The sequence below is a fragment of the Azospirillum brasilense genome, from assembly GCF_001315015.1.
Lineage (GTDB): Bacteria > Pseudomonadota > Alphaproteobacteria > Azospirillales > Azospirillaceae > Azospirillum > Azospirillum brasilense.
In genome coordinates this window covers 736,467-758,504 of record NZ_CP012914.1, presented here as the reverse complement: position 1 = coordinate 758,504, position 22,038 = coordinate 736,467, and the positions used below count along the sequence as shown (strand labels likewise).

22 protein-coding genes are annotated in these 22,038 nt (G+C 68.1%); 14 read left to right on the top strand and 8 right to left on the bottom strand.

Annotated features, from left to right (window positions below; all coding sequences use genetic code 11):
- Positions 1 to 91: 91 nt before the first annotated feature.
- From AMK58_RS03435 to AMK58_RS03425, 3 genes are all read left to right on the top strand, one after another.
- Complete coding sequence (locus tag AMK58_RS03435; protein ID WP_014241343.1) at positions 92 to 670, top strand: YqaA family protein; 579 nt, start codon at positions 92 to 94, stop codon at positions 668 to 670.
- A gap of 85 nt (positions 671 to 755) precedes the next feature.
- Positions 756 to 1,739 carry an SDR family oxidoreductase gene (locus tag AMK58_RS03430; RefSeq protein ID WP_035679558.1) on the top strand — a complete coding sequence of 328 codons (984 nt, stop codon included), beginning with the start codon at positions 756 to 758 and terminating at the stop codon, positions 1,737 to 1,739.
- 67 nt (positions 1,740 to 1,806) lie between these two features.
- On the top strand, positions 1,807 to 2,673 hold the full coding sequence (locus AMK58_RS03425; RefSeq protein ID WP_059399035.1) for a TrmH family RNA methyltransferase: 867 nt from the start codon (positions 1,807 to 1,809) through the stop codon (positions 2,671 to 2,673).
- Positions 2,674 to 2,685: 12 nt separating this feature from the next.
- Here the strand turns inward: AMK58_RS03425 and AMK58_RS03420 are convergent, their stop codons facing one another.
- Positions 2,686 to 3,135 carry a hypothetical protein gene (locus AMK58_RS03420; RefSeq protein WP_035679560.1) on the bottom strand — a complete coding sequence of 150 codons (450 nt, stop codon included), beginning with the start codon at positions 3,133 to 3,135 and terminating at the stop codon, positions 2,686 to 2,688.
- Between the two features lie 165 nt (positions 3,136 to 3,300).
- Between AMK58_RS03420 and msrA the strand changes: the two genes are divergently transcribed.
- On the top strand, positions 3,301 to 3,942 hold the full coding sequence (msrA, locus tag AMK58_RS03415) for a peptide-methionine (S)-S-oxide reductase MsrA (protein ID WP_079285120.1): 642 nt from the start codon (positions 3,301 to 3,303) through the stop codon (positions 3,940 to 3,942).
- Between the two features lie 54 nt (positions 3,943 to 3,996).
- On the opposite strand, the gene AMK58_RS03410 is transcribed toward msrA, so the two are convergent.
- Both AMK58_RS03410 and AMK58_RS03405 read right to left on the bottom strand, forming a co-directional pair.
- Positions 3,997 to 5,142 carry a hypothetical protein gene (locus AMK58_RS03410; protein ID WP_137165185.1) on the bottom strand — a complete coding sequence of 382 codons (1,146 nt, stop codon included), beginning with the start codon at positions 5,140 to 5,142 and terminating at the stop codon, positions 3,997 to 3,999.
- Positions 5,143 to 5,248: 106 nt separating this feature from the next.
- On the bottom strand, positions 5,249 to 6,334 hold the full coding sequence (locus AMK58_RS03405; protein WP_035679562.1) for a hypothetical protein: 1,086 nt from the start codon (positions 6,332 to 6,334) through the stop codon (positions 5,249 to 5,251).
- A gap of 11 nt (positions 6,335 to 6,345) precedes the next feature.
- On the opposite strand from AMK58_RS03405, the gene AMK58_RS30285 reads away from it, so the two are divergent.
- The 4 genes from AMK58_RS30285 (at position 6,346) to AMK58_RS03390 (ending at position 10,188) form a co-directional block, all read left to right on the top strand.
- A complete protein-coding gene (locus AMK58_RS30285; RefSeq protein WP_137165184.1) occupies positions 6,346 to 6,561 on the top strand; it encodes a hypothetical protein in 216 nt (71 codons plus the stop codon).
- Positions 6,562 to 6,880: 319 nt separating this feature from the next.
- Entirely contained in the window at positions 6,881 to 7,594 is a 714-nt protein-coding gene (locus AMK58_RS31085; RefSeq protein WP_196813192.1) for a PAS domain-containing protein, read from the top strand.
- Positions 7,591 to 9,663, top strand: a complete 2,073-nt coding sequence (locus AMK58_RS03395; protein ID WP_059398626.1) for a DNA translocase FtsK — start codon at positions 7,591 to 7,593, stop codon at positions 9,661 to 9,663. Before AMK58_RS31085 ends, AMK58_RS03395 begins: the two co-directional genes overlap by 4 nt.
- Positions 9,664 to 9,696: 33 nt before the next feature.
- Positions 9,697 to 10,188: a DinB family protein gene (locus AMK58_RS03390; RefSeq protein ID WP_035679565.1), complete on the top strand. Its 492-nt coding sequence runs from the start codon at positions 9,697 to 9,699 to the stop codon at positions 10,186 to 10,188.
- Positions 10,189 to 10,202: 14 nt separating this feature from the next.
- Here the strand turns inward: AMK58_RS03390 and AMK58_RS03385 are convergent, their stop codons facing one another.
- The 3 genes from AMK58_RS03385 to AMK58_RS03375 form a co-directional block, all read right to left on the bottom strand.
- Positions 10,203 to 10,931, bottom strand: coding sequence for an MgtC/SapB family protein (locus tag AMK58_RS03385; protein WP_035679566.1), 729 nt, complete (start codon positions 10,929 to 10,931; stop codon positions 10,203 to 10,205).
- A gap of 68 nt (positions 10,932 to 10,999) precedes the next feature.
- Positions 11,000 to 11,350, bottom strand: coding sequence for a hypothetical protein (locus AMK58_RS03380; protein ID WP_059398625.1), 351 nt, complete (start codon positions 11,348 to 11,350; stop codon positions 11,000 to 11,002).
- Positions 11,351 to 11,409: 59 nt separating this feature from the next.
- Entirely contained in the window at positions 11,410 to 12,216 is an 807-nt protein-coding gene (locus AMK58_RS03375; RefSeq protein WP_059398624.1) for a PAS domain-containing protein, read from the bottom strand.
- Positions 12,217 to 12,547: 331 nt separating this feature from the next.
- On the opposite strand from AMK58_RS03375, the gene carB reads away from it, so the two are divergent.
- Both carB and greA read left to right on the top strand, forming a co-directional pair.
- The gene (gene carB, locus AMK58_RS03370; protein WP_059398623.1) at positions 12,548 to 15,799 is read left to right on the top strand and encodes a carbamoyl-phosphate synthase large subunit; all 3,252 of its coding nucleotides are present in this window, start codon (positions 12,548 to 12,550) and stop codon (positions 15,797 to 15,799) included.
- Between the two features lie 82 nt (positions 15,800 to 15,881).
- The gene (gene greA / locus AMK58_RS03365) at positions 15,882 to 16,355 is read left to right on the top strand and encodes a transcription elongation factor GreA (protein ID WP_079285121.1); all 474 of its coding nucleotides are present in this window, start codon (positions 15,882 to 15,884) and stop codon (positions 16,353 to 16,355) included.
- A 122-nt stretch (positions 16,356 to 16,477) separates the two neighbouring features.
- Here greA and AMK58_RS03360 read toward each other — a convergent pair whose 3' ends face one another.
- Positions 16,478 to 17,392, bottom strand: a complete 915-nt coding sequence (locus tag AMK58_RS03360) for a dienelactone hydrolase family protein (RefSeq protein WP_236778166.1) — start codon at positions 17,390 to 17,392, stop codon at positions 16,478 to 16,480.
- Between the two features lie 238 nt (positions 17,393 to 17,630).
- Positions 17,631 to 18,185, bottom strand: coding sequence for an Lrp/AsnC family transcriptional regulator (locus tag AMK58_RS03355; RefSeq protein ID WP_035675586.1), 555 nt, complete (start codon positions 18,183 to 18,185; stop codon positions 17,631 to 17,633).
- A 176-nt stretch (positions 18,186 to 18,361) separates the two neighbouring features.
- Here AMK58_RS03355 and AMK58_RS03350 point away from each other — a divergent pair, with 176 nt between their 5' ends.
- The 4 genes from AMK58_RS03350 to trxB all read left to right on the top strand — a co-directional run bounded on the left by AMK58_RS03350 (position 18,362) and on the right by trxB (position 22,000).
- On the top strand, positions 18,362 to 19,351 hold the full coding sequence (locus AMK58_RS03350) for a mitochondrial fission ELM1 family protein (RefSeq protein ID WP_035675589.1): 990 nt from the start codon (positions 18,362 to 18,364) through the stop codon (positions 19,349 to 19,351).
- A 164-nt stretch (positions 19,352 to 19,515) separates the two neighbouring features.
- Positions 19,516 to 20,172 carry a 2OG-Fe(II) oxygenase gene (locus tag AMK58_RS03345; protein ID WP_035675591.1) on the top strand — a complete coding sequence of 219 codons (657 nt, stop codon included), beginning with the start codon at positions 19,516 to 19,518 and terminating at the stop codon, positions 20,170 to 20,172.
- 37 nt (positions 20,173 to 20,209) lie between these two features.
- Positions 20,210 to 20,854, top strand: coding sequence for a 2OG-Fe(II) oxygenase (locus tag AMK58_RS03340; RefSeq protein ID WP_035675594.1), 645 nt, complete (start codon positions 20,210 to 20,212; stop codon positions 20,852 to 20,854).
- Between the two features lie 159 nt (positions 20,855 to 21,013).
- Positions 21,014 to 22,000, top strand: a complete 987-nt coding sequence (gene trxB / locus AMK58_RS03335) for a thioredoxin-disulfide reductase (protein ID WP_035675595.1) — start codon at positions 21,014 to 21,016, stop codon at positions 21,998 to 22,000.
- The last annotated feature ends 38 nt before the right edge of the window (positions 22,001 to 22,038 follow it).

Here is a 22,038-nt window from a genome sequence, read left to right as displayed (position 1 = left end):
CCGGGGCCGTCCCGAATTGGTCGTAGCCGCTGGCCCGGTCCCCCGCTAAAACAGGGGCTCCCTCACCGGCACAACACGGGCTGCGACCGGCATGCTGAAGCGCCTTTACGACTGGACGATGGCCAAGGCGGCCTCGAAGAACGCCACCACCTGGCTGGCGGGGGTGTCCTTCGCGGAAAGCTCCTTCTTCCCGATCCCGCCGGACATCCTGATGGTGCCGATGGTGCTCGCCAACCGGCAGGCCGCGTGGCGGATCGCGACGATCTGCACGCTGGCCTCGGTGGTGGGCGGCGTCGCCGGCTACATGATCGGCTACTTCCTGTACGAGGCCATCGGCAAGGCGGTCATCGACTTCTACCACCTGGAAGCCCAGTTCGAGACGCTGCGCCATACCTTCGTCGAATACGGCGCGGAAATTCTCATCATCAAGGGCATGACGCCCATCCCCTACAAGCTGCTGACCATCACCGCGGGTGTGGCGAAGCTGAACATCTGGGTGTTCATCGGCGCCTCGATCCTGTCGCGGGCCATCCGCTTCTATCTGGTCGCCGCCCTGCTCTACTGGTTCGGGGAGCCGGTGCGCGCCTTCATCGAGAAGCGGCTGACGCTGGTCACCACCGCCTTCGCCGTCGCGCTGATCGGCGGCTTCCTGGCGATCAAGCTGATCTGATCCACGGCAACCCAGCCACGGCACCGCGACGCCGGGCCATCCCGTCCTGTTGATGCCGCAGAAGGCATTGATTGGGAGAGGATGGATGGACAGCGTGCGCGGGGCCGTGGTGGTCGTGACCGGAGCGTCGAGCGGGATCGGGCGGGCCACCGCCCTGACCTTCGCGCGGGAGGGTGCCCGGCTGGTGTTGGCCGCCCGGCGGGAGGCTTTGCTCGGAGAGGTGGCCGAGGAATGCCGGGAGTTGGGCGGCGAGGCCGAGGTGGTGCCCACCGACGTCACCGACGCTCAGGCCGTCCTCCGGCTGGCCAACCGGGCGATGCAGCTGAACGGCGGCATCGACGTCTGGGTGAGCAACGCCGGGGTCGGCGCCGTCGGGCGGTTCGAGGACACCCCGCTGGAAGCGCACCGCCGCGTCGTCGAGACCAACCTGTTCGGCCCCTTGTATTCCGCCCACGCCGTGTTGCCGCTGTTCCGCCGGCAGGGCCATGGGGTGCTCATCAACACCGTGTCGGTCGGGGCCTGGGCGCCCGCCCCCTACGCCGCCGCCTACGCAGCCAGCAAGTTCGGGCTGGAAGGGCTTCTGGAAAGCCTGCGGGCTGAGTTGGTCGACGCGCCGGGCGTCCATGTCTGCGGCGTCTATCCCTTCTTCACCGACACGCCGGGGATGTCCCACGGCGCCAACTACACCGGCCATCAACTGGACGCGGAAAGCCCCTTCTACGACGACCCGCAGGACGTGGCGGACACCGTGCTGTCCCTCGCCCTGCGCCCGCGCGCTCAGGCGATGGTCGGGGCGATGACCCCGCTGACCCGGCTGGGGCACGCGGTGGCGCCGCGCCTGATGGAGAAGATCGCCGGCTACGGCGCCCACCGCCATTTCAGCCGGACCCCACCCGCCGCGCCGAGCGACGGAAACCTGTTCAGCCCGGTGGAGCGCGGCCGCGGCGTCACCGGCGGCTTCCGCACCCCGCCGCCCGGCTGGGTGTCGCCCCTGCTCGTCGCCGGGGTCGCGGCGGCTGCCGCTGCGGCCTATGCCGGCTACGCGCGGAGCAAGAACGGAAACCACTGAGGGCTTTGCGTCCGGGAACGGGTTGGTCCAGAATGCCGGCCCGTTCCCGCAAGCCCCCGAGACCATCATGCCGAAGCCGACGACCCCGCGCGGCCGTCCGCCTGTCCCGTCCCCTGCCCGCTCCCCCCGTCCGGGTCCGGCCCGCGCCGGCAAGGAGGTGCGCCGGGAGGAACCACCGCGCGAGGAGCCGGGCAAGCTGTTCCGCGTCGCCGGCCTGTCCGCCGTGTCCGCCCTGTTCGCCCATGATGCGGCGCGGGTGGAGCGGCTGTTCTTCGAGGAGCGGCTGAAGGCGAAGACCGGCGACTTCTGCAAGGCGATGGCGGCGGCGCGCAAGCCCTACCGCATGGTGGAGGCCGACGAGCTGGCGAAGGTCGCCGGGACGGTGCTGCACGGCGGCGTCGTCGCGCTGATCGCGCCGCGCCCGGTCCCCGCCTTCGACACCGAGGCGGCGAAGCGCTGGGCGGCGGACGGACAACCGCTGCTGATCCTGGACGGGGTCGGCAACCCGCACAATCTGGGCGCCATCCTGCGCACCGCCGCCTTCTTCGGCCTGCGGCGCGTCGTGGTGTCGGACCATCCCGGACAGGCCCTGCCGTCGGAGTCCGCCTACCGCGTGGCCGAGGGCGGCTTCGAGTGGGTCGAGCTGTACCGGGCGGCCAACCTGCCGGCGGTCCTGAAGCGGCTGCGCGAGTCCCACCGGGTGGCCGGAACGGCGCTGGGCCGCGGCCGGACGGTGGTGACCGACCCGGCGGCGCTCGCCATGGGGGATCGACCCGCCGCCGTCGTGCTGGGCAACGAGGAGGACGGGCTTCCCCCCGCCACCCTCGCCGCCTGCGAGGACATCCTGACCCTGCCCGGCACCGGCCGCATCCAGTCGCTGAACGTGGCGGCGACCGCGGCCATCCTCATCCACGCGCTGGCCAAGCCGGGCTGACGGCCTGATCGCTCAGCCGCCCAGGGCGATGATCAGCACCAGCGCCACCACGATGACCGAGACGACGGGCAGCATGTCCACCCCGCCGCGGTCCCAGGTTGGCGCCCGGCGGGAGCCGTGATGCCCGCCGTGGGCGTGGCCCAGCCCCTCGTCGGCCCAGCCATGTTCGGACGGGCGGGCGCCAGGGGCGGACACGGCGGGGGCCGCCGGGCTGGCGATGGTGACCACGCCGGCCCCGCGCTGGTAATCGCCACCACCGCCGCCGCGCGGGCGCTTCAACCGCTCGTCGGTCAGTTCCACGTCGATGCCCGCGGCCTCCAGCCGCTCCACCACCACGGCGACTTCTTCCGGGGTCATGGTTTCCACCGGCACATCCTGGCCGAGTTGCTCGACGCTGAGCCGGTTGTTGTGCTGGCGCCCCTTGCCGATCAGGCGCTGGAGGGTGGCGTCGTCGATCGTCATCGTTCTCTCCCCGCGGTTCCACCTTGGACTGAACATTCCGAAGGGTAAACACGCGGGGCCGCGGAAGGCTCCCGCGCAAAGGCGACGACTTGCCTCCGGGGCGGGGCGACCCGACATAATCCCCAAATCCCCATCCCCAACTCCTACGCCATCGGAGAGGCCGAGATGCTCGGAATGTTCATGCGCAAGCCCCTGGCGCTGCCCAGCGCGGCGGAGGCGCTGCCCGGACGCGACACGCCGGTTCCCGTGCCGCCGCGCCACCACGTCAACGGCAACCCGCTGACCCCGCCCTATCCGGAGGGGCTGGAGATCGCCGACTTCGGGCTCGGCTGCTTCTGGGGGGCGGAGCGCAAGTTCTGGAAGGTGCCGGGCGTCTGGTCGACCATGGTCGGCTATCAGGGCGGCCATACGCCCAACCCGACCTACGAGGAGGTCTGCTCGGGCCGCACCGGCCACACCGAGGTGGTGCGCGTCGTCTACGACCCGGCCAAGGTCGGGTTCGAGGAACTGCTGCGCGTCTTCTGGGAGGCGCACGACCCGACCCAGGGCATGCGCCAGGGCAACGACGTCGGCACCCAGTACCGCTCGGCCATCTACACCCACACGGACGCCCAGCGCGCCGCCGCCGAGGCCAGCCGCGAATCCTATCAGGCCCGCCTGGAACAGGCCGGCTTCGGCCCGGTGACGACGGAGCTTCGCGAGGCCCCGCCGTTCTACTACGCCGAGGACTACCACCAGCAGTATCTGTCCAAGAATCCCGCGGGCTATTGCGGGCTGGGCGGCACCGGAGTGACCTGCGCGGCGTGAGGGGGACAGGATGAGAGGGGGCGGATCGCGGCGCGGCGCCCTCCTGTCGGGTGCCTACCCCCCGGCCCCCAGGAAGGTGCCGATGGGCTGGACGTTGCCGCCCAGAACCACCGGCATGCCCGGCGTCGAGACGGTCCGGATGGTCATGCCCGAGGACGCCCCGAAGTTGACGGTGGTCTGCGCCATGCCGCTCGGCAGGTAGAAGGGCCAGAGGCCGAGGGGGGCGAAGGTTTCGATGATGGCTTGGTCCAGGGGCGAATAGACCGCATCCGAGGTGACGGTTATGTCGATCCCCTTCGCCGCCGCCAGCGACGCCATGACGCGCGGCAGGCTACCGTCGGCGCCGAAGACCGCGTCCCAGGCGGTTTGCGCCGGATCGGGCCAAGGCGGCGTGCAGGGATTGGCGTAAGCCGTCGCGATCATCGAGGAGTTGTACCAGGGCCCCGGCGTGAGCGGCCACGTGATCAGTCCCGACACGGTGACCGACGCCTGCACGTGGCTGCGCGAGAACAGCAGGCTTTGCCGGTTGCCTGGAACGGCACCGCTCCAAAGCCCATTGTCGATGGTGTCGACACCGCCGGTCCATGTTCTGGAAACATCGCCGCTGGCGGTCTTGCTGTCGAAATGGAAGGATTTGGCGATGCCATGGGCAAGGCTTTGGACCAGCTGCGCGTAGCTTCCCCCGAAATCCGCAGGCTGCCCGTTCGGGCCGACATACGGCTCCAGCACCGCCTGGGCCGAGCCGATCAGAGCCATCACCGCAAGATCCTGCTGCCCCACGTTGGCAACCGTCGGCGCGTTGATCATCGCCCACATCAGGAACAGCGACGGCAACTGCTGGGCGGACGGCTGCGGGCTGAGCGTCGCAAGATAAGCGGTCCACGCCTCATAGGTGTCGCCGCCGATGTCCTCCCTGAAGCAGGATTCGGGAAAGCTCAGCTGGCCGATGACGGATGCATAAATGTCGAAGAAACGGTCCAGGCTCATGTCGTAGGCGTTTGCCGTAAGGGAACGCGGCGGAATTTCCTGACCGTAACGCCACAACCCCAGATCCGTCAGTGGAACGACGAAGGACGGCTGAAGAAGCTGGAACGCGGCGGACGTGAGATTGAGCGATTGGACGACGGAATTGTACCAGCGGTTCTGAAGCCCTTCCATGCCGGCTGGCGTCTCCGCAGCGGCTTCGTGTTGGCGTAACATCGCGTTCTCCCGAGTTCCGTCCGGAGCGTCATGAAGCGAAGGGAACCGGCCGCAGGCACGGCCGGTCCCCACTCGCCGCGGTCTCAGCGGGCTGCGCCCCCAGCCATCAGGCCAGGGCCAGCGTCTTGTCCGACACGGCCTTCAGGGCGGCGGTCGAATGGCCCAGATAGGTCTGGACCGGCAGGACGTTGCCGCCCAGGACGATCGGAACCCCGGGTTCGCTGGTGATGGTGACGGTCATGTTGCCGTTCTGGTTGAAGGACACCGACGTCGAGGAGCCGCTGCCCGACCCGCTGGTGTAGAACGGCCACAGGCCGGACGACTTGTTGCTGTTGATGACGCTCTGGTCGTTGGCATCGAACTTGGCGTCCGACGTGACCTCGATGTACATCGTGTCGGCCACGATCAGGTTGACCATGAACCGGGTGGTCGTGCCCGTCGACGGATCGAACACCGTCTTCCAGCTGGGGAGCGCCCCCTTCTTCCACGGCGGCGAATCGGAGCTGGAATAAGCGAGCCCCATCGCCGAGGAACTGTACCAGTTGCCCGGCGACGCGGCGAAGGTCAGGACGTGCCGGAAGGTCGCCTTGGTGATCTGCACGTTGCTGGAGGCGAATTTCGTGCTCTGGGAAGAGGTCGAGCTGCTGCCTCCCCACAGTCCGAAGAAGCCCGAATTGCCGCCCTTCGACCAGCTGCTCGACACATTGCTGTTCATGGTCGAGCTGGAGAAGGTGAACGAGCGGGACGGGGCCTGCGACAGCTGCTGGGCAAGCACAGCATAGCCGGCGTTCCAATCCGGCGGCGGGGCCGGCGGCGTCTGGAAGGGCACGCTGGTGTAGGGCATCAGCGCCAAGCTGGCGGCGCTGACGGTTTCCAGCAGCATCGCCGACAGGTCCTGCGCACCGATATTCGCCACCGACGGCGCGTTGATCATGCCCCATTGGAAGAAGGTGCTGGGCAGCTGGTTGGCCGCCGGCGTGGGCACGATGCCGGCGATGTAGCTCTTCCAGGCCTTGTAGTTGTCCGGTCCGATGTCTGACTCGAAGGTGTTCGGCGGCGCGATCAGCGAACTGATGATGCCCTTGTAATTGGAAAAGAACTGGTTGCCGCCGCTCGCGATGTAATTCTGCGTCAGCGACAGCGGCGGGATGTTGTTGAAGTAATCCCACAGCAAAGCGTTGTTGTTGGCCACCAGAGGCGGCGATGGCTGAAGAATTTGGAACGTGTCCTGCGACAGGCCGAGACCCTGACACAAACCGTTATAGAAACCATTCTGAAGATCAAGAAAAGTTGACACCGCTTCCTCCTTTGTTTTGTGGTCAGATTGCAGCAAAACAATCGCGACAAGAATTTTGTATCACCGATGCTCAAAGCAATCAACCGCTAAGAATCATTTTTTTAAAGAGTACAACCGCATGATTCATTATTATCTTTTATGATTATCTACTGATCTTTCCTTCGCATATTAACGTATGATTCCGTGAAAAACCCTTCGAATATGAATTATCGACTGAATTCAGAACGTTTCTTTACTGAAACACCTTGTGGCACGACGCCCGCGCACAGAAAGGATCGGGACCCACGGACACACCCGCTCGGGAATCCTTGCCAGGCCCTTAAGCGACGTCGCCCTTGCGGTTGCGCCTGCCCGTCCCTTCCGGGTATGGTTCCGGCGGTCCATGAAAGCTCCAGGGGGTAGCCCCGCGGGGCGCCGCCCGAGACATTCCGCGCCCAATCCATGATCAAGGAAAGAACCGAGCTGGCGACGCCGCACCTGAGCGGCCTGCTTGACTTCTGGCTCACCAAATGCATCGGCGGGAAGCCGCCGGTGTCCAGCACCGTCGCCCCGGCCGATCTGCGGCCGTGGAAAGATAATATTGTGATTTTCGAGGTCATCGGCGACGATGACTTCGTTTATTCCTATTACGGCCAGTCGCTCGCCGCGGCCTTCGGGCATTCGCGCCTGGGCGCCACGCTGGACGATCTGCCGGAGGAGCAGCGGGCGATCCTGCGCCCCGAATACGCCTCGCTCCTGCGCGAACGGCTGCCGGTCGCCCGTGTCTACACCGCCGATTTCAGCGGCGTCATGCGGACCTGGGAGCGGCTGGCGCTGCCGATGTCCAGCGATGGGGAAACCATCGACAAGATCCTGGTCGCCGCCTACGAACTGCCGCCGGACGAATCGCCCTACGCCGCGCTCATCCCCACCACGGAGGATGAGGAGACGGACGAGGAAGCCGAGTTGGACGTCGACGTGCCGGATGACGACGAACCGGATGCGGGCGGCACGACGGCCCCCGACCCTGAGGCCCTTGCGGACAAGGACGCCGAAACGGACGGCGAAACGGACGGAATTGCGGACGCCGTGGCCGAAACCGACAACGACACCCCCGACGACGCCGAAGACGGCAAGTCCTTCTCCACCGAACAGAAACCGGGAGCCCCGGCATGACGCCGCGCACGCCCCACCTGACCGCGCCCGCGACCCAGTCGGGAGTCGTCACCGCCGACGAGTTCAATCTGTGGTGCGCGCTGAACGGCCGCCCCTTCAACCTGATCCCCAACACGCGCCCCGACGGGCGGCTGCTGTGGGACGTTGAGGTGCTCCCCGGAACCCCGCGCGCCGGCACGGTCTATTCGACCAACCTCGGCGACGAGGCGCTGGCGGTGGTCGCCGGATTCGCCTTCCTGTCCGGCGTCGAATGGGCCTACGAGGCGCGCGCCGCAGAAACCATCGCCCCGCCCCCGGCTTCGGACGCGGCCGTGGATGCGCCGGAAGAGGTGGAAGACGTCCTCATTCCCGACGCCGAGGATCTGCCCGGGGCGCTGTCTGAGGAAGCGGAGCCGGAAGAAGCCGAGGACGACACCTTGGCCTACGAGGACGACGCGGCCTACGAGGACGACGCGGCCTATGACGACGACGCGGACGGCGTCGACGACACCGCTGCCCTCGACGATGACGAAGAACCCGAATCCGACGAGGCTGCGCTGTCCATCGGCGAGGACGATCCCTACGCCCTGCCCGGCACCACGCTCCTCCAGAACCCGCCGCCGCGCCCGCCGCAGCAACATGACGAGACGGTCCTGGCCCGCAACGCGCGGATGCTGGAGACGGTGCTGCGGAACTTCCGCGTTCGCGGCGAGATCATGGACGTGCGCCCCGGCCCCGTCGTGACGCTCTACGAGTTCGAGCCGGCGCCGGGCACCAAGTCGGCGACGGTCATCAACCTCACCGACGACATCGCCCGCTCGATGAGCGTGGTCACTGCCCGCATCGCCATCGTGCCGGGCCGCAGCGTGATCGGCGTGGAGCTGCCGAACCCGGTGCGCGAGATGGTCTATCTGCGCGAGATGTTCGACCATGCGGCCTTCGCCGAATCGCAGGCCCACCTCGCCATCGCGCTCGGCAAGGACATCAGCGGGGAGCCGGTGGTCGCCGACCTCGCCCGCATGCCGCACCTGCTGGTCGCCGGCACCACGGGCTCGGGCAAGTCGGTCGCCATCAACACGATGATCCTGTCGCTGCTCTACCGGCTGCCGCCCGACCGCTGCCGCTTCATCATGGTGGACCCGAAGATGCTGGAGCTGTCGGTCTATGACGGCATCCCGCATCTGCTGACCCCGGTGGTGACCGACCCGAAGAAGGCGGTGATCGCGCTCCGCTGGGCCGTGCGCGAGATGGAGAGCCGCTACGAGGCGATGTCCAAGCTCGGCGTGCGCAACATCGAGGGCTACAACGCCCGCATCGCCGAGATGATCGCCAACGGCGAGCCGATGCCCCGCCGCACCGTCCCCGGCGAGGCCGAGGCCGTCTTCGACCTGACCCCGCAGGAGCCGACGCCGCTCCCCTACATCGTGGTCATCGTGGACGAGATGGCCGATCTGATGCTGGTGGCGGGCAAGGAGATCGAGGCGGCGATCCAGCGCCTCGCCCAGATGGCCCGCGCCGCCGGCATCCACCTGATCATGGCGACGCAGCGCCCGTCGGTGGACGTCATCACCGGCACCATCAAGGCCAACTTCCCGACCCGCATCAGCTTCCAGGTCACCAGCAAGATCGACAGCCGCACCATTCTGGGCGAGGCCGGGGCGGAGCAGCTCCTCGGCCAGGGCGACATGCTCTACATGGCCGGTGGCGGCCGCATCACCCGCGTCCACGGCCCCTTCGTCTCCGATTCGGAGGTCGAGGAGATCGTGCAGTTCATCAAGTCGCAGGGCGCCCCCAACTACGTCACCGCCATCACCGAGGAAGAGGATGAGGCGGTCGCCGACGAGGACGACGAGAGCGGCGGCGGCAACTCCGGCGACGACCTCTACATGCAGGCCGTCAACCTCGTGGTGCGCGAGGGCAAGGTGTCGGTCAGCTTCATCCAGCGCCAGCTCCAGATCGGCTACAACCGCGCCGCCCGTCTGGTCGAGCGGATGGAGACGGAGCGGGTGGTCGGCCAGGCCAACCACCAGGGCAAGCGTGAGGTGCTGCTGTCCCCCGCCGGCCTGTCGGCCAAGCGCGCCGGGGTCTGAAAACAGGAGCCTTCGAACACAGGAGTCGGGGCAATGAAGGCGCATTTCGAACGGTTCGCGCGCTACAACCGCTGGGCCAACCGCCGCCTCTACGCGGTGGCGGCCGAGCTGTCGGACGCCCAGTACCGCGAGGACCGCAGCGCCTTCTTCCGCTCCGTGCGGGGAACGCTGAACCACATCCTGGTCGCCGACCGGGTGTGGCTGCGCCGCATCGAGGGGGACGGGCCGACGCCCTTCGCCCTGGACGAGATCCTGTATGACGGCTTCGACGATCTGCGCGCCGCCCGCGAGGCGGAGGACGAGCGCCTCATCCGCGTCGTGGCGGAGCAGGAGGAGGCACGCTTCTCCGCGGACCTCCACTACCACTCACTGGCCGGGCAGGCCTTCACCATGCCCTTTTCCGCGGTGCTGGCCCATGTCTTCAACCACCAGACCCATCACCGCGGGCAGGCGCACACCCTGCTGACGCAGTTCGGGTTGGCCGCGCCCAGCATCGACTTCGCCTATTTCCTGTTGGAAAAGTAAGAAGCGCCGGGCTTTCACATGCGCGACGGCGACAGGCGGAACTCCACCACGCGGCTGGTGTGGGCGAGCTTGTCGATCAACTCCATCGGGTCCGGCGTGCCGTTGGCCTGGAGCGTGAGCTGATACTCCAGGTGGCCGCTGCCGTTGCGCAGGTGGAAGGCCCAGGACACGATCTCGTAGCCGTGCTCCAGCGCCTTGGCGCGGATCGTTTCCGCCGGGGGAGCGTGCGCGCGTTCGAACACCAGCATCACCTGGACCACCGTGTGGTGGGGCAGCACCGCCTCCAGCCTTTGGAAGGCGCTCATCACCAGGATGACCAGCAATGCCGCGCCGATGGCCGCGGCGTAGAAGCCCAGCCCGATGGTCACCCCGATCGCCGCCGCCGTCCAGATCGACGCCGCGGTGGACAGGCCGCGGATGGAGAAGCCCTCCCGCATGATGACCCCGGCGCCGAGGAAGCCGATGCCGGTCACGATGCCCTGGATGACCCGCGTCGGGTCGCCGCCCCCGCCGGTTCCGCTCCCGATGCCGCCGTACCACAGGCCGGGATAGGCGTTGACCACGGTCAGCGCCGTCGAGGCGAGGCAGACCAGGGCGTAGGTCCGCATCCCCGCCGCCCGCCCATGGAAGGAGCGCTCGTAGCCCATGAGGATGCCGAGCCCCAGCGCTCCGACCAGATGCAGCAGGATGACGCCGTTGACGGCCAGTTCGGCCGGCGACCAGTAGGCGGACAGATTCTGCATGGCCTCTCCACAGGACGACCGGTTCCGGGATGCCCAGTGTAGCGCCGATTGGTTGGCGAAGGATCACCCTACCCCAGCGCGCCCAGCGTCCAGCGGGCGAGCAGGGCCACCAGCATGCCCTCCGCCGTGGCCAGCATCAGCCGCAGCATCAGGCTCACGAGGTCGGTGAAACGGTCGCGGCGGGGAAACACCTCGGCCAGCATGCCGGCAACGGCGCGGCGCAGGTTCAGACTGATGAGGCCGATCACCAGCGCCACGACGGCGGTGCCGACCACATAATAGAGCGCGCCCTTCCAGCCGGCGAAGCTCTGCGGGTTCTCCAAATAGAAGAGCGTGCCGACGACGATCCACACGCCGGACGGCCAGACCCCCACCATGTCGGCGCCGCCAGCCGGCCTGGCACCGCCGGGCGCCGGCATCGAAGGCTCCGGTGGGGGCTCCGGCGGAGGCTGCACGCTCCAGGGCACCGCGGCCTCCGTCAGCCCCCCGGCACGTGCCGGAAGGCCAGCACGTGGGCCGGGCGGCCGTCCTCGTCAGACAGCGGCAGCAGCAGTTCGACGAAGCGCGCCCCCGGCAGCATCGGGTCGTCGCGCACCAGGAGGCCGCGCGGCTCCCCCACCTCCAGGCAGGCGCGCAGGTCGGCGTTGAAGCGCACCGCCGCCTCGGCGGGGTGGCAGTCGCCGACCGGACGCGGCACCGCGCGCTGCCCGATCCGCCGCTGCACCGCCCGCCCGCAGGCGCGGTAGAGGAAATCCTCGCCGCCGCGCAGCGGCTCCATCAGGCACAGGCGCGGCACGCATTCGCGGATCTGCGCGGTGTCGATGTCGCGCGCCTCCGGCATCGGGCGTCCGCGGAGGACGCGCCGCCAGTGGACGTAAAGCAGGCTGGCGATCTGCGGAAGCTGGTCGAGATCGAGCGGCTCCGACCGGCAGACCGGCGGCGCGGGCGGCGGTGGCGGAACAGCGGCGGCAACCACGCGCACGGGCGCGGGTCCCACGGCCTCCAGGACCGGTTTCGGTGCGGGCGCCGGGCGGCTGGCGAAGACCGGCTGGCGCTCCGGCCGGCCACCGTGCTTCTTCAGCATCGGCAGCGGCGCCCAGGTCGCGCAGGTGTGGTAGGAGCGGGTGACCTTCCGGTAATCCTGGCTGGTCGCCGTCCGGCACTCCCCCTCCGCGCTGTAGCGGTCGACATGGACGAGCGTGTTGTCATCCGACAGGGCGCGGTCGCCCCCCCACGAAACGCAGGCGGCGCAGGCGCGGCTGTCCTTGGCGAAAGCGTGGGTCATCGTCGGGCGCGAACTCCAAGGCGGTCAGGGACGGCGGTCAGAACGGGTGTGCGGGCTTCTCCCGCTGGCGAGGATCGGGAAACGCCGGGTTTCCGGCGCACCCCGATTGATGACGCCCTTTCGGCGCAGGTTCAAGCCTTGCCTCGCCGCCCGCTGGCGATGTTTCAGACATGTGGCCCGCGCATCATCCCACCCCTTCCCCCGCGCCGCCTTGTTCCCTATAAAGGGGCCTCGCAACGACATATTGATCCGTGCCCCCTCACACCCGCGCCCCGAAAGGGGCCAATGGCGCGAGGGGGCTTTTGCTGCACGAACGTCGAGAAGCGGACCCATGCCCAAGCGCACTGATATCAAATCCATCTGCATCATCGGCGCGGGGCCGATCGTCATCGGCCAGGCTTGCGAGTTCGATTACTCCGGCGTCCAGGCGTGCAAGGCGCTGCGCGAGGAAGGCTTCCGCGTCATCCTGGTGAACTCCAACCCGGCCACCATCATGACCGATCCGGGTCTGGCCGACGCCACCTACATTGAGCCGATCACCCCGGCCGTGGTGGCGAAGATCCTGGAGAAGGAGCGCCCCGACGCCCTGCTGCCGACCATGGGCGGCCAGACCGCGCTGAACACCGCCATGGCCCTGTCCGACGACGGCACGCTGGAGCGGCTGGGTGTGGAGATGATCGGCGCCAAGCGCGACGTCATTGCCAAGGCCGAGGACCGCATCCTGTTCCGCGACGCCATGGACAAGCTGGGCCTGGAATCGCCGCGCTCGCGCCTCGTGCGCAACATGCAGGAGGCGACCGAGGCTCTGGAGTTCGTCGGCTTGCCCGCGATCATCCGCCCCAGCTTCACGCTGGCCGGCACCGGCGGCGGCATCGCCTACAACCGCGCCGAGTTCGAGGACATCGTGCGCGGCGGCCTGCGCGCCAGCCCGGTCGGCGAGGTGCTGATCGAGGAATCGGTGCTGGGCTGGAAGGAGTATGAGATGGAGGTCGTCCGCGACAAGGCGGACAACTGCATCATCGTCTGCGCCATCGAGAACATCGACCCGATGGGCGTGCACACCGGCGATTCGATCACCGTCGCCCCGTCGCTGACGCTGACGGACAAGGAATACCAGATCATGCGCAACGCCTCGATCGCGGTGCTGCGCGAGATCGGGGTGGAGACCGGCGGGTCCAACGTCCAGTTCGCGGTGAACCCGGCGAACGGCCGCCTGATCGTCATCGAGATGAACCCGCGCGTGTCGCGCTCCTCCGCGCTGGCGTCGAAGGCCACCGGCTTCCCGATCGCCAAGATCGCCGCGAAGCTGGCCATCGGCTACACGCTGGACGAGCTGACCAACGACATCACCGGCACCACCCCGGCCAGCTTCGAGCCGACGATCGACTACGTCGTCACCAAGATGCCGCGCTTCACCTTCGAGAAGTTCGCCGGCACCGAGCCGCTGCTGACCACCTCGATGAAGTCGGTGGGCGAGGCCATGTCGATCGGCCGCACCTTCCAGGAGTCGGTGCAGAAGGCGCTGCGCTCCATGGAGACCGGCCTGACCGGCTTCAACGAGGTGCGCATCGGCGACAGCGACACGCCGGACGCCGCGGCCATCCGCGGCGCGCTGGCCCGCCCGACGCCGGACCGCCTGCTGGTCATCGCCCAGGCCTTCCGCCACGGCTTCACCGTCGCCGAGGTCCAGCAGGTCTCCAAGTACGACCCGTGGTTCCTGGAACAGATCAAGGCGCTGGTGGACCGCGAGCAGGCGATCCGCAGCGGCGGTCTGCCGACCGACAAGGCCGGCTGGCAGGCGCTGAAGCAGATGGGCTTCTCCGACGCCCGTCTGGCCGAGCTGGCCGGCACGTCCGAGGCCGAGGTCGCCGAGGCCCGCCGCGCCGCCGGGGTCACGCCGGTCTTCAAGCGCATCGACACCTGCGCCGCCGAGTTCGCCTCGCGCACGCCCTACATGTACTCGACCTACGAGACCGACGGCACGGGTGCCGCCGAGTGCGAATCGGACCCGACCGACAAGCGGAAGGTGGTCATCCTGGGCGGCGGGCCGAACCGCATCGGCCAGGGCATCGAGTTCGACTATTGCTGCGTCCACGCCGTCTACGCCCTGCGCGAGGCCGGCATCGAGACCATCATGGTCAACTGCAACCCGGAAACGGTGTCCACCGACTACGACACCGCCGACCGCCTGTATTTCGAGCCGCTGACCGCCGAGGACGTGATCGAGCTGGTCCGCGTCGAGCAGCGCAACGGCACGGTGCTCGGCTGCATCGTGCAGTTCGGCGGCCAGACCCCGCTGAAGCTGGCCGACGCGCTGGAGAAGGCCGGCATCCCGATCCTCGGCACCTCGCCGGACGCCATCGACCTCGCCGAGGACCGTGAGCGCTTCCAGAAGCTGCTGCACCAGCTCAACCTGCTGCAGCCGGCCAACGGCCTCGCCCGGTCGCTGGAGGAGGCGGAGACGGTCGCCGCGCGGATCGGCTTCCCCGTGGTCATCCGTCCGTCCTACGTGCTGGGCGGCCGCGCCATGGAGATCGTCCACGACATGGCCGGGCTCAAGCGCTACATGGGCAACGCCGTGAAGGTGTCGGGCAAGAACCCGGTGCTGATCGACAGTTACCTGCAGGACGCCATCGAGGTGGACGTGGACGTGGTGGCCGACGCCACCGGCCAGGTCTACATCGCCGGCATCATGGAGCACATCGAGGAGGCCGGCATCCATTCCGGCGACTCGGCCTGCGCCCTGCCGCCCTACTCGCTGCCCGCCGAGACCATCGCCGAGATCGGCCGTCAGGGCGAGGCGCTGGCCCGCGCCCTGCACGTCGTCGGCCTGATGAACGTCCAGTTCGCGGTGAAGGACGGCACGGTCTACATCCTGGAGGTCAACCCGCGCGCCAGCCGCACGGTGCCCTTCGTCGCCAAGGCCACCGGCACCGCCATCGCCAAGGTCGCCGCCCGCGTCATGGCCGGCGAGAAGCTGGCCGACTTCACGCTGAACGGCCCGACCCCGCCGCACACCGCCGTGAAGGAGGCCGTGTTCCCCTTCGCCCGCTTCCCCGGCGTGGACATCGTGCTCGGCCCGGAGATGAAGTCGACGGGCGAGGTGATGGGCCTCGACCACAACTTCGCGCTGGCCTTCGCCAAGTCGCAGCTCGGCGCCGGCGTCACCCTGCCGGTCCAGGGCACCGTCTTCATCTCGGTGAAGGAACGCGACAAGCCGTCGGCGGTGCAGATCGGGCAGAAGCTGCACGCCATGGGCTTCCGCGTCCTGGCGACCACCGGCACCGCGGCGGCGCTGCGTCAGGCCGGCGTCCCGGCGGAGTCGATCAACAAGGTGGTGGAGGGCCAGCCGCACATCGTCGACGCGATGATCAACGGCGAGGTGCATCTGGTCATCAACACCACGGACGGCGCGCAGGCCCTGTCCGACAGCTTCAGCCTGCGTCGCACGGCGCTGACCTACAACCTGCCTTACTACACCACCATGGCCGGTGCACGCGCGGCGGTGGAAGCGATTGCCGCACTCCGGAACGGCAGCCTTGAAGTCGCGCCGTTGCAGTCGTACCTTAGCGGTTCCTATTAGGACGGTTTACGGCGCGGCGGACCTCCTCCGCCGCGCCGTAGCTTTCCCAGGGCGCTGCGTCGGCATGGTGATGGATTGAACGATGGAAAAAGTTCCAATGACTGCGGCGGGATACAACCGCCTGCAAGAGGAGTTGAAGCACCTCAAGACTGTCGAACGGCCCAACGTCATCAAGGCGATCGCCGAGGCGCGTGAGCACGGGGACCTGTCGGAAAACGCCGAATACACCGCCGCGCGTGAACGCCAGAGCTTCATCGAGGGCCGCGTCGCGGAGCTGGAGGACAAGATCAGCCGCGCCGAGGTCATCGACCCGACGAAGCTGTCCGGCAGTTCGGTGAAGTTCGGTGCCACCGTCACGCTCGCGGACGAGGACACCGACGAGGAGATCACCTACCAGATCGTCGGCCAGGACGAGAGCGACATCAAGAACGGCATGCTGTCCATCCAGGCGCCGCTGGCCCGCGCGCTGATCAACAAGTCGGTCGGCGACAGCGTGGAAGTCTCCACACCGGGCGGGTCCAAGGTCTACGAGATCGTCACCGTCGCCTTCAAGTAAGCGCGGGTCCAAGCTTCAGGGGCCGGTTCGCAAGACTCAGCCCCACCACCGACCGCGAACCGAAACGCCCCGCACCGACAACCGGTGCGGGGCGCTTTGTTTTTCACCCGTGACCCGCCCTCCTACCCCCGCAGCCGCTCCGCCAGGAAGGCGCTGACCCGCTCGATGGCGTCCTTGCGGGCGGACTCGTCGGTGCCGACCGTCGCCTCGCCCGCCGGGGCGGTCGCTAGATTGCGGCGCTTGCGCAGCGGCGCATGGGGGGAATCGAAGCCGTGATGGGCGTCGGGATAGACCACGACCTCGGTGCGCTCCTTCACCGGCTCGCGGCTCGCCAGCTCCAGGCAGCGCTCCGCCGGCGTCCATTCATCCTTGCCGCCCAGCAGCATCAGCAGCGGGCCCTCCGGCTGCCAATCGGCGTCGCTCAGCGGCGTCCGGCAGCCGGGATAGAAGGCGATGGCGGCGCGGAAGCCGTTCCCCTGCCCGCCCGGCCCATAGGCGGCCAGCACCGTGCCCGCCCCCTGCGACCAGCCCATCAGGGCGATCCGGTCGCTGTCCACGTCGCTGCGCGCGCGCAGGTAGGCCAGCGCCGCCCAGGCGTCGCGCTTGCGCTCCTCCGTCGCCCGGACGGGACGGTCCTTGACCGTGCAGACCTCAGCCACACCCCGCGGACCGAAGCTGTCCACCATAAGCACCGCATAACCCTGTTCGCGCAGCGTCAACGCCCAGTCGATGTGCCGGGACGCCACCCGCCCGGTCTTGGCGTAGAGGCCGCTGCAGCCATGCAGCAGGACGACGGTGGCATAGGGGCCGTCAGCCTTGGGGCGCAGGAAGCGCCCGGTCAAGGGCGTCGGGGCACCGCTGGTCAGATCGGCGTCGAGCGAGGGGAAGCGGACGATCTCCTCCGCATGGACGCCCGGCGTGGCCGCCACCGCCGGCTGGGAGCCGAGCAGGGGCGGCAGGGCCAGCGCGGCGGCAAGCGCCAGCGTCGGCAGGAAAAGGCGCGGCGGAAGGGCACGGCGGCGGGGTAGGGCCATCATCGTCTCCCGGTCACGGGCAAAATCGGCGAAATCGGTGTCGCACGAGTTTAGCACCTTCGCCGTGGAAAGCATCGCACGTGCGAAGACGGGCAGAAATCCATTTTCGGAAACGCTCAGCGTCATAAAATTGCGCAAGGGCCGTGTTTCCGAAACACGAACAGCCGGCACCACATCCCATACGCTGGGTGCGGTGCCGGCTGTCCGGAGAAAGGGCTACCCGTTTTAGTGCGGCGCCGCCTCAGCGGCGCGCCACCCGGGTCGAGGATTCGCCCTCGTCCTCTTCGTCGTCATCCTCCAGCGAGTCGGGGATGTCCGGCGAGTCGACGTCGATCGGCACACCGGGCGTGTGCTTCGACGTGCGGATCGACAGAGCCGACTTGACGTGCGCCACGTTGGGCGCCGCCGTCAGCTTCGTGGTCAGGAAGCGCTGGTAGTCGTCCCAGTCCTCCGCCACGATCTTCAGCAGGAAATCATATTCACCGGCCAGCATGTTGCACTCACGCACCATGGGCCAGGAGTTGACGAGTTCCTCGAATTTCTTTAGGTCCACTTCAGCTTGGCTGGACAGGCCGACCTGGGCGAACACGGTGACACCGAACCCGAGCGCGTCGGGGTTGATGTCGGCGTGATAGCCGCGGATGAAGCCCGCCTCTTCCAAGGCGCGGACACGCCGCAAACACGGAGGGGCAGAGATGCCGGCACGCCTCGCGAGTTCTACGTTGGTCATCCGGCCGTCATTTTGCAGGTCGCGCAAAATCCGCCGGTCAATTCGGTCGAGTTTGACCCGCCGCATGGTTTGCTCGGTCGCTCCGGGGGTGATTTGAAGAAAGGATATTACACGGCGCAGCCATCCACGCCAAGCAAGAAACCCGTATCGGCGTTGGTGGAAAAACTTTCTATCGATGTATCCAGCCCAGACGCCCACCCAGACGCGACAACCAGCCGCACCCCCAAACCACTCGTGTGACGATGCAGTTCTCCCTTTCCGGTTCCCTCACCTGCTGGGTCGTGTCGGACGGCAAGCCCGGCATGGAAAACCAGTGCATCGGCCTTGCCGAGGCGCTGGGCCTCACCCCCGTCGTGAAGCGCGTGCGGCTGCGCAGCCCGTGGCGTCAGCTCAGCCCCTTCCTGCGGCTGGGCAACCGCTTCGCCGCCGGGCCGGAGGGCGACCCCATCCGCGCGCCCTGGCCCGACCTGATGATCGGCTCGGGTCGCCAGGCCATCGCGCCGCTGCTGGCCGCCAGCAAGCAGTCGCGCGGGCGGACATTCACCGTCTACATCCAGGACCCGCAGATCAACCCGCGTCATTTCGGCCTCGTCGTGGTGCCCCGGCATGACCGGCTGCGCGGCCCCAACGTCATGGCCACCCGCGGCGCCCTGCACCGCGTGACGCCCAAGCTGCTGACCGAGGCCGCGCAACGCCACGCCCCCCGGCTCGCCGACCTGCCGCACCCGCGCGTCGCCGTGCTGATCGGCGGCACCAACGGCGTCTACGCCCTGACCCCGACCATTATGGGCGACGTCGCGGAGAAGCTGTCGGAACTGGCCCGCGGCAAGGGGGCCGGGCTGATGGTCACCCCGTCGCGCCGCACCGGCGCCGACAACGAGGCGATCCTGCGCGCCCGCCTGAACGGCCTGCCGGCGGAGGTGTGGGACGGCACGGGGGAGAACCCTTATTTCGCCTATCTCGGCTTGGCTGACGCGGTGGTGGTGACCTGCGACAGCGTGTCCATGACCTCGGAAGCCTGCTCCACCGGAAAGCCGGTCTATGTGATCGAGCTGGAAGGCGGCTCGCCCAAGTTCCGCAGCTTCCACGAAGAACTCTACAAGGAAGGCATCACACGCCCCTTCACCGGCGCCCTGGAACAGTGGACCTACCCAACGTTGGACGACACCCGGCAAGTCGCCGAAGAGTTGCGCCATCGTCTTTTGGCCCACCGCGCCAAGCACAGCGCCTGAAATCCGGTGTGCACCACACTCCGCAACGCCGCGGCGTATTATCGCATGCTTATGCTGTTCAGGCAGAAATCCTGTCAAAAGGTTCATGAACGCTAATTCATTTAGCGCGTGTGCCGCCCTGTGGTAATTCGCTTTTACCGCTGGGACGCATTGGATCTTTTCGCATGGTTTCGCCTGACGCGGTCCAGGATGCCTTCATCCGCTGCCTGGACGATGCTCCGACCAAGGATGCCCCCTACCGCCACTGGCTGTTGTCGCGCGCGCTTCCCGACGAGGCGGCGGACGGCATCGCCGCCCTGCCCTGGGCACCGCCGCCGGTCGGCGACACCATGGGCAAGCGCGACACCAACAACGCCACCCGCAGCTATTTCTGCGCCCGCAGCCGGGCCGAGCATCCCGTCTGCGACGCGGTCGCCACGGCCTTCCAGCGGCGGGCGGTGACGGAGGCGATCGAGCGGACCTGTGGCGTCGCTCTGGCCGGCACCTCGCTGCGCATCGAATATTGCCAGGACACCGACGGCTTCTGGCTGGAGCCGCACACGGACATCGGCGTCAAGAAGTTCACGATGCTGATCTATCTCTCCAAGGGGCCGGACTGCGCCGACTGGGGCACCGACGTGCTGGACGCCACCCGCACCGTCGTCACCCGCGCGCCCTACGCCTTCAACGGGGGATTGGTCTTCGTTCCCGGAACGAACACGTGGCATGGCTTCGCCCCGCGCCCGATCCGCGGCGTGCGCAAGTCGATCATCGTGAATTACGTCGGCCCGGAATGGCGCGCGCGCCACGAGCTGGCCTTCCCCGACACGCCTGTCGCCTGAATTGCCGTGGCCTGAATTGCCGCCTGGAGACCGCCCCATGTCCACGCCCACCACCATGCTGGATCTGGACCGCTTCCGCGCCACCCCGCTGCAGCACGAGCCGTTCGACTTCCTCTGCGTCCCCGGCTTCGTGAAGCGGGAGCATCTGGAGGCCCTGCACCGCGACTACCCCAAGGTGGACAAGCCCGGCTCGATTCCGCTCGGCGTCTTCCCACAGGGGCCGGCCTTCGACGCTCTGATTGAGGAGCTGCGCAGCGAAGCGGTCTGCCAGGCCTTCTCGGAGAAGTTCGGACTCGACCTGTCGCGCTACCCGACCATGTTCACCGCCCGCGGCATGTGCCGGGCGACCGACGGGAAGATCCACCCCGATTCGGCCAGCAAGATCGTCACCGTCCTGATCTACATGAACCCACCCTGGGAGGCGTCGGGCGGGCGCCTGCGCGTGCTGCGCAGCCCGAACCTGGAGGATTACGCCGCCGAGGTGCCGCCGGACGAGGGCACGCTGCTGTGCTTCCGCCGCACCGACACCTCCTGGCACGGGCACCATTCCTTCGAGGGCCGGCGCCGCGCCGTGCAGATGAACTGGGTCCGCAACAGTGTCTACATCTGGCACGAGCAGTGGCGTCACCGCGTCGGCGCCTGGCTGAAGAACCGGACGGGGGCCGCGCCGGTCCATTATTGAGGGGCATTCCCCGGGTGGTCCCCCGGGTGGTCGGGGCGAGGCATCGTCACCATGATGGGCCGGCATGGCAGGCTTTCCGATGACAGCGCGTCGGAACTGGACCATATGTTCGGCGCGGCCCTATGGTCCGCATCAGATCAGATCGTGACGGACAGAGCGATGCCCAGCACCCACCACACCAAGGTTCTCATCATCGGCGCCGGTCCTGCCGGCTATACCGCGGCCATCTACGCGGCGCGCGCCAACCTGCAGCCGCTGATGGTGCAGGGCATGCAGCCGGGCGGCCAGCTCATGATCACCACCGACGTCGAGAACTATCCCGGCTTCGCCGACCCCATCCAGGGACCGTGGCTGATGGAGCAGATGCAGAAGCAGGCCGAGCATGTCGGGACCAAGATGGTCTTCGACCTGATCACCGATGTCGACTTCAGCCAGCGCCCCTTCGTCTGCAAGGGCGACTCGGGCGACACCTACACCGCCGACAGCGTCATCATCGCGACCGGCGCGCAGGCCCGCTGGCTGGGCATCTCCAGCGAGGAGATCTACCGCGGCTTCGGCGTGTCGGCCTGCGCCACCTGCGACGGCTTCTTCTTCCGCGGCAAGGAGATCGCGGTCATCGGGGGCGGCAACTCCGCGGTGGAGGAGGCGCTGTACCTCACCAACCACGCCTCCAAGGTGACGGTCATCCACCGCCGCGACAGCTTCCGCGCCGAGCGGATCATGCAGGACCGGCTGTTCCGCAACCCCAAGATCGAGGTCGTCTGGGACAGCGTGGTCGAGGAGATCGTCGGCGAGGGCGACGGCTCGCTGGGCAACCCGCGCGGCGTCACCGGCGTGCGCGTGAAGAACGTGAAGTCGGGCGAGGAGCGGGTGATCCCGGTGGCCGGCGTCTTCGTCGCCATCGGCCATGTCCCCGCCACCGCCGTCTTCCAGGGCAAGGTGGAGACCGACTCCGAGGGCTACATCGTCACCGCCCCCGACTCGACGGCCACCAACGTGCCGGGCGTCTTCGCGGCGGGTGACGTGAAGGACAAGATCTACCGGCAGGCCGTCACCGCCGCCGGCATGGGCTGCATGGCCGCCCTGGAGGCCGAGCGCTGGCTGGCCCACCACGAGGGCGAGCCGAGCCCGGCGGGCAACTGGTAAGCCTGTTTTGGCGGGGGCCGGGCGACCGGTCCCCTTAT

Excerpts from the sequence above, each read along its gene's own strand:
- AMK58_RS03435 (WP_014241343.1), top strand. The coding sequence starts at position 92 with ATGCTGAAGCGCCTTTACGACTGGACGATGGCCAAGGCGGCCTCGAAG.
- AMK58_RS03430 (WP_035679558.1), top strand. The coding sequence starts at position 756 with ATGGACAGCGTGCGCGGGGCCGTGGTGGTCGTGACCGGAGCGTCGAGC.
- AMK58_RS03425 (WP_059399035.1), top strand. The coding sequence starts at position 1,807 with ATGCCGAAGCCGACGACCCCGCGCGGCCGTCCGCCTGTCCCGTCCCCT.
- AMK58_RS03420 (WP_035679560.1), bottom strand. The coding sequence starts at position 3,135 with ATGACGATCGACGACGCCACCCTCCAGCGCCTGATCGGCAAGGGGCGC.
- msrA (WP_079285120.1), top strand. The coding sequence starts at position 3,301 with ATGCTCGGAATGTTCATGCGCAAGCCCCTGGCGCTGCCCAGCGCGGCG.
- AMK58_RS03410 (WP_137165185.1), bottom strand. The coding sequence starts at position 5,142 with ATGTTACGCCAACACGAAGCCGCTGCGGAGACGCCAGCCGGCATGGAA.
- AMK58_RS30285 (WP_137165184.1), top strand. The coding sequence starts at position 6,346 with ATGGCTGAAGAATTTGGAACGTGTCCTGCGACAGGCCGAGACCCTGAC.
- AMK58_RS31085 (WP_196813192.1), top strand. The coding sequence starts at position 6,881 with ATGATCAAGGAAAGAACCGAGCTGGCGACGCCGCACCTGAGCGGCCTG.
- AMK58_RS03395 (WP_059398626.1), top strand. The coding sequence starts at position 7,591 with ATGACGCCGCGCACGCCCCACCTGACCGCGCCCGCGACCCAGTCGGGA.
- AMK58_RS03390 (WP_035679565.1), top strand. The coding sequence starts at position 9,697 with ATGAAGGCGCATTTCGAACGGTTCGCGCGCTACAACCGCTGGGCCAAC.
- AMK58_RS03385 (WP_035679566.1), bottom strand. The coding sequence starts at position 10,931 with ATGCAGAATCTGTCCGCCTACTGGTCGCCGGCCGAACTGGCCGTCAAC.
- AMK58_RS03380 (WP_059398625.1), bottom strand. The coding sequence starts at position 11,350 with ATGCCGGCGCCCGGCGGTGCCAGGCCGGCTGGCGGCGCCGACATGGTG.
- AMK58_RS03375 (WP_059398624.1), bottom strand. The coding sequence starts at position 12,216 with ATGACCCACGCTTTCGCCAAGGACAGCCGCGCCTGCGCCGCCTGCGTT.
- carB (WP_059398623.1), top strand. The coding sequence starts at position 12,548 with ATGCCCAAGCGCACTGATATCAAATCCATCTGCATCATCGGCGCGGGG.
- greA (WP_079285121.1), top strand. The coding sequence starts at position 15,882 with ATGGAAAAAGTTCCAATGACTGCGGCGGGATACAACCGCCTGCAAGAG.
- AMK58_RS03360 (WP_236778166.1), bottom strand. The coding sequence starts at position 17,392 with ATGATGGCCCTACCCCGCCGCCGTGCCCTTCCGCCGCGCCTTTTCCTG.
- AMK58_RS03355 (WP_035675586.1), bottom strand. The coding sequence starts at position 18,185 with ATGCGGCGGGTCAAACTCGACCGAATTGACCGGCGGATTTTGCGCGAC.
- AMK58_RS03350 (WP_035675589.1), top strand. The coding sequence starts at position 18,362 with ATGCAGTTCTCCCTTTCCGGTTCCCTCACCTGCTGGGTCGTGTCGGAC.
- AMK58_RS03345 (WP_035675591.1), top strand. The coding sequence starts at position 19,516 with ATGGTTTCGCCTGACGCGGTCCAGGATGCCTTCATCCGCTGCCTGGAC.
- AMK58_RS03340 (WP_035675594.1), top strand. The coding sequence starts at position 20,210 with ATGTCCACGCCCACCACCATGCTGGATCTGGACCGCTTCCGCGCCACC.
- trxB (WP_035675595.1), top strand. The coding sequence starts at position 21,014 with ATGCCCAGCACCCACCACACCAAGGTTCTCATCATCGGCGCCGGTCCT.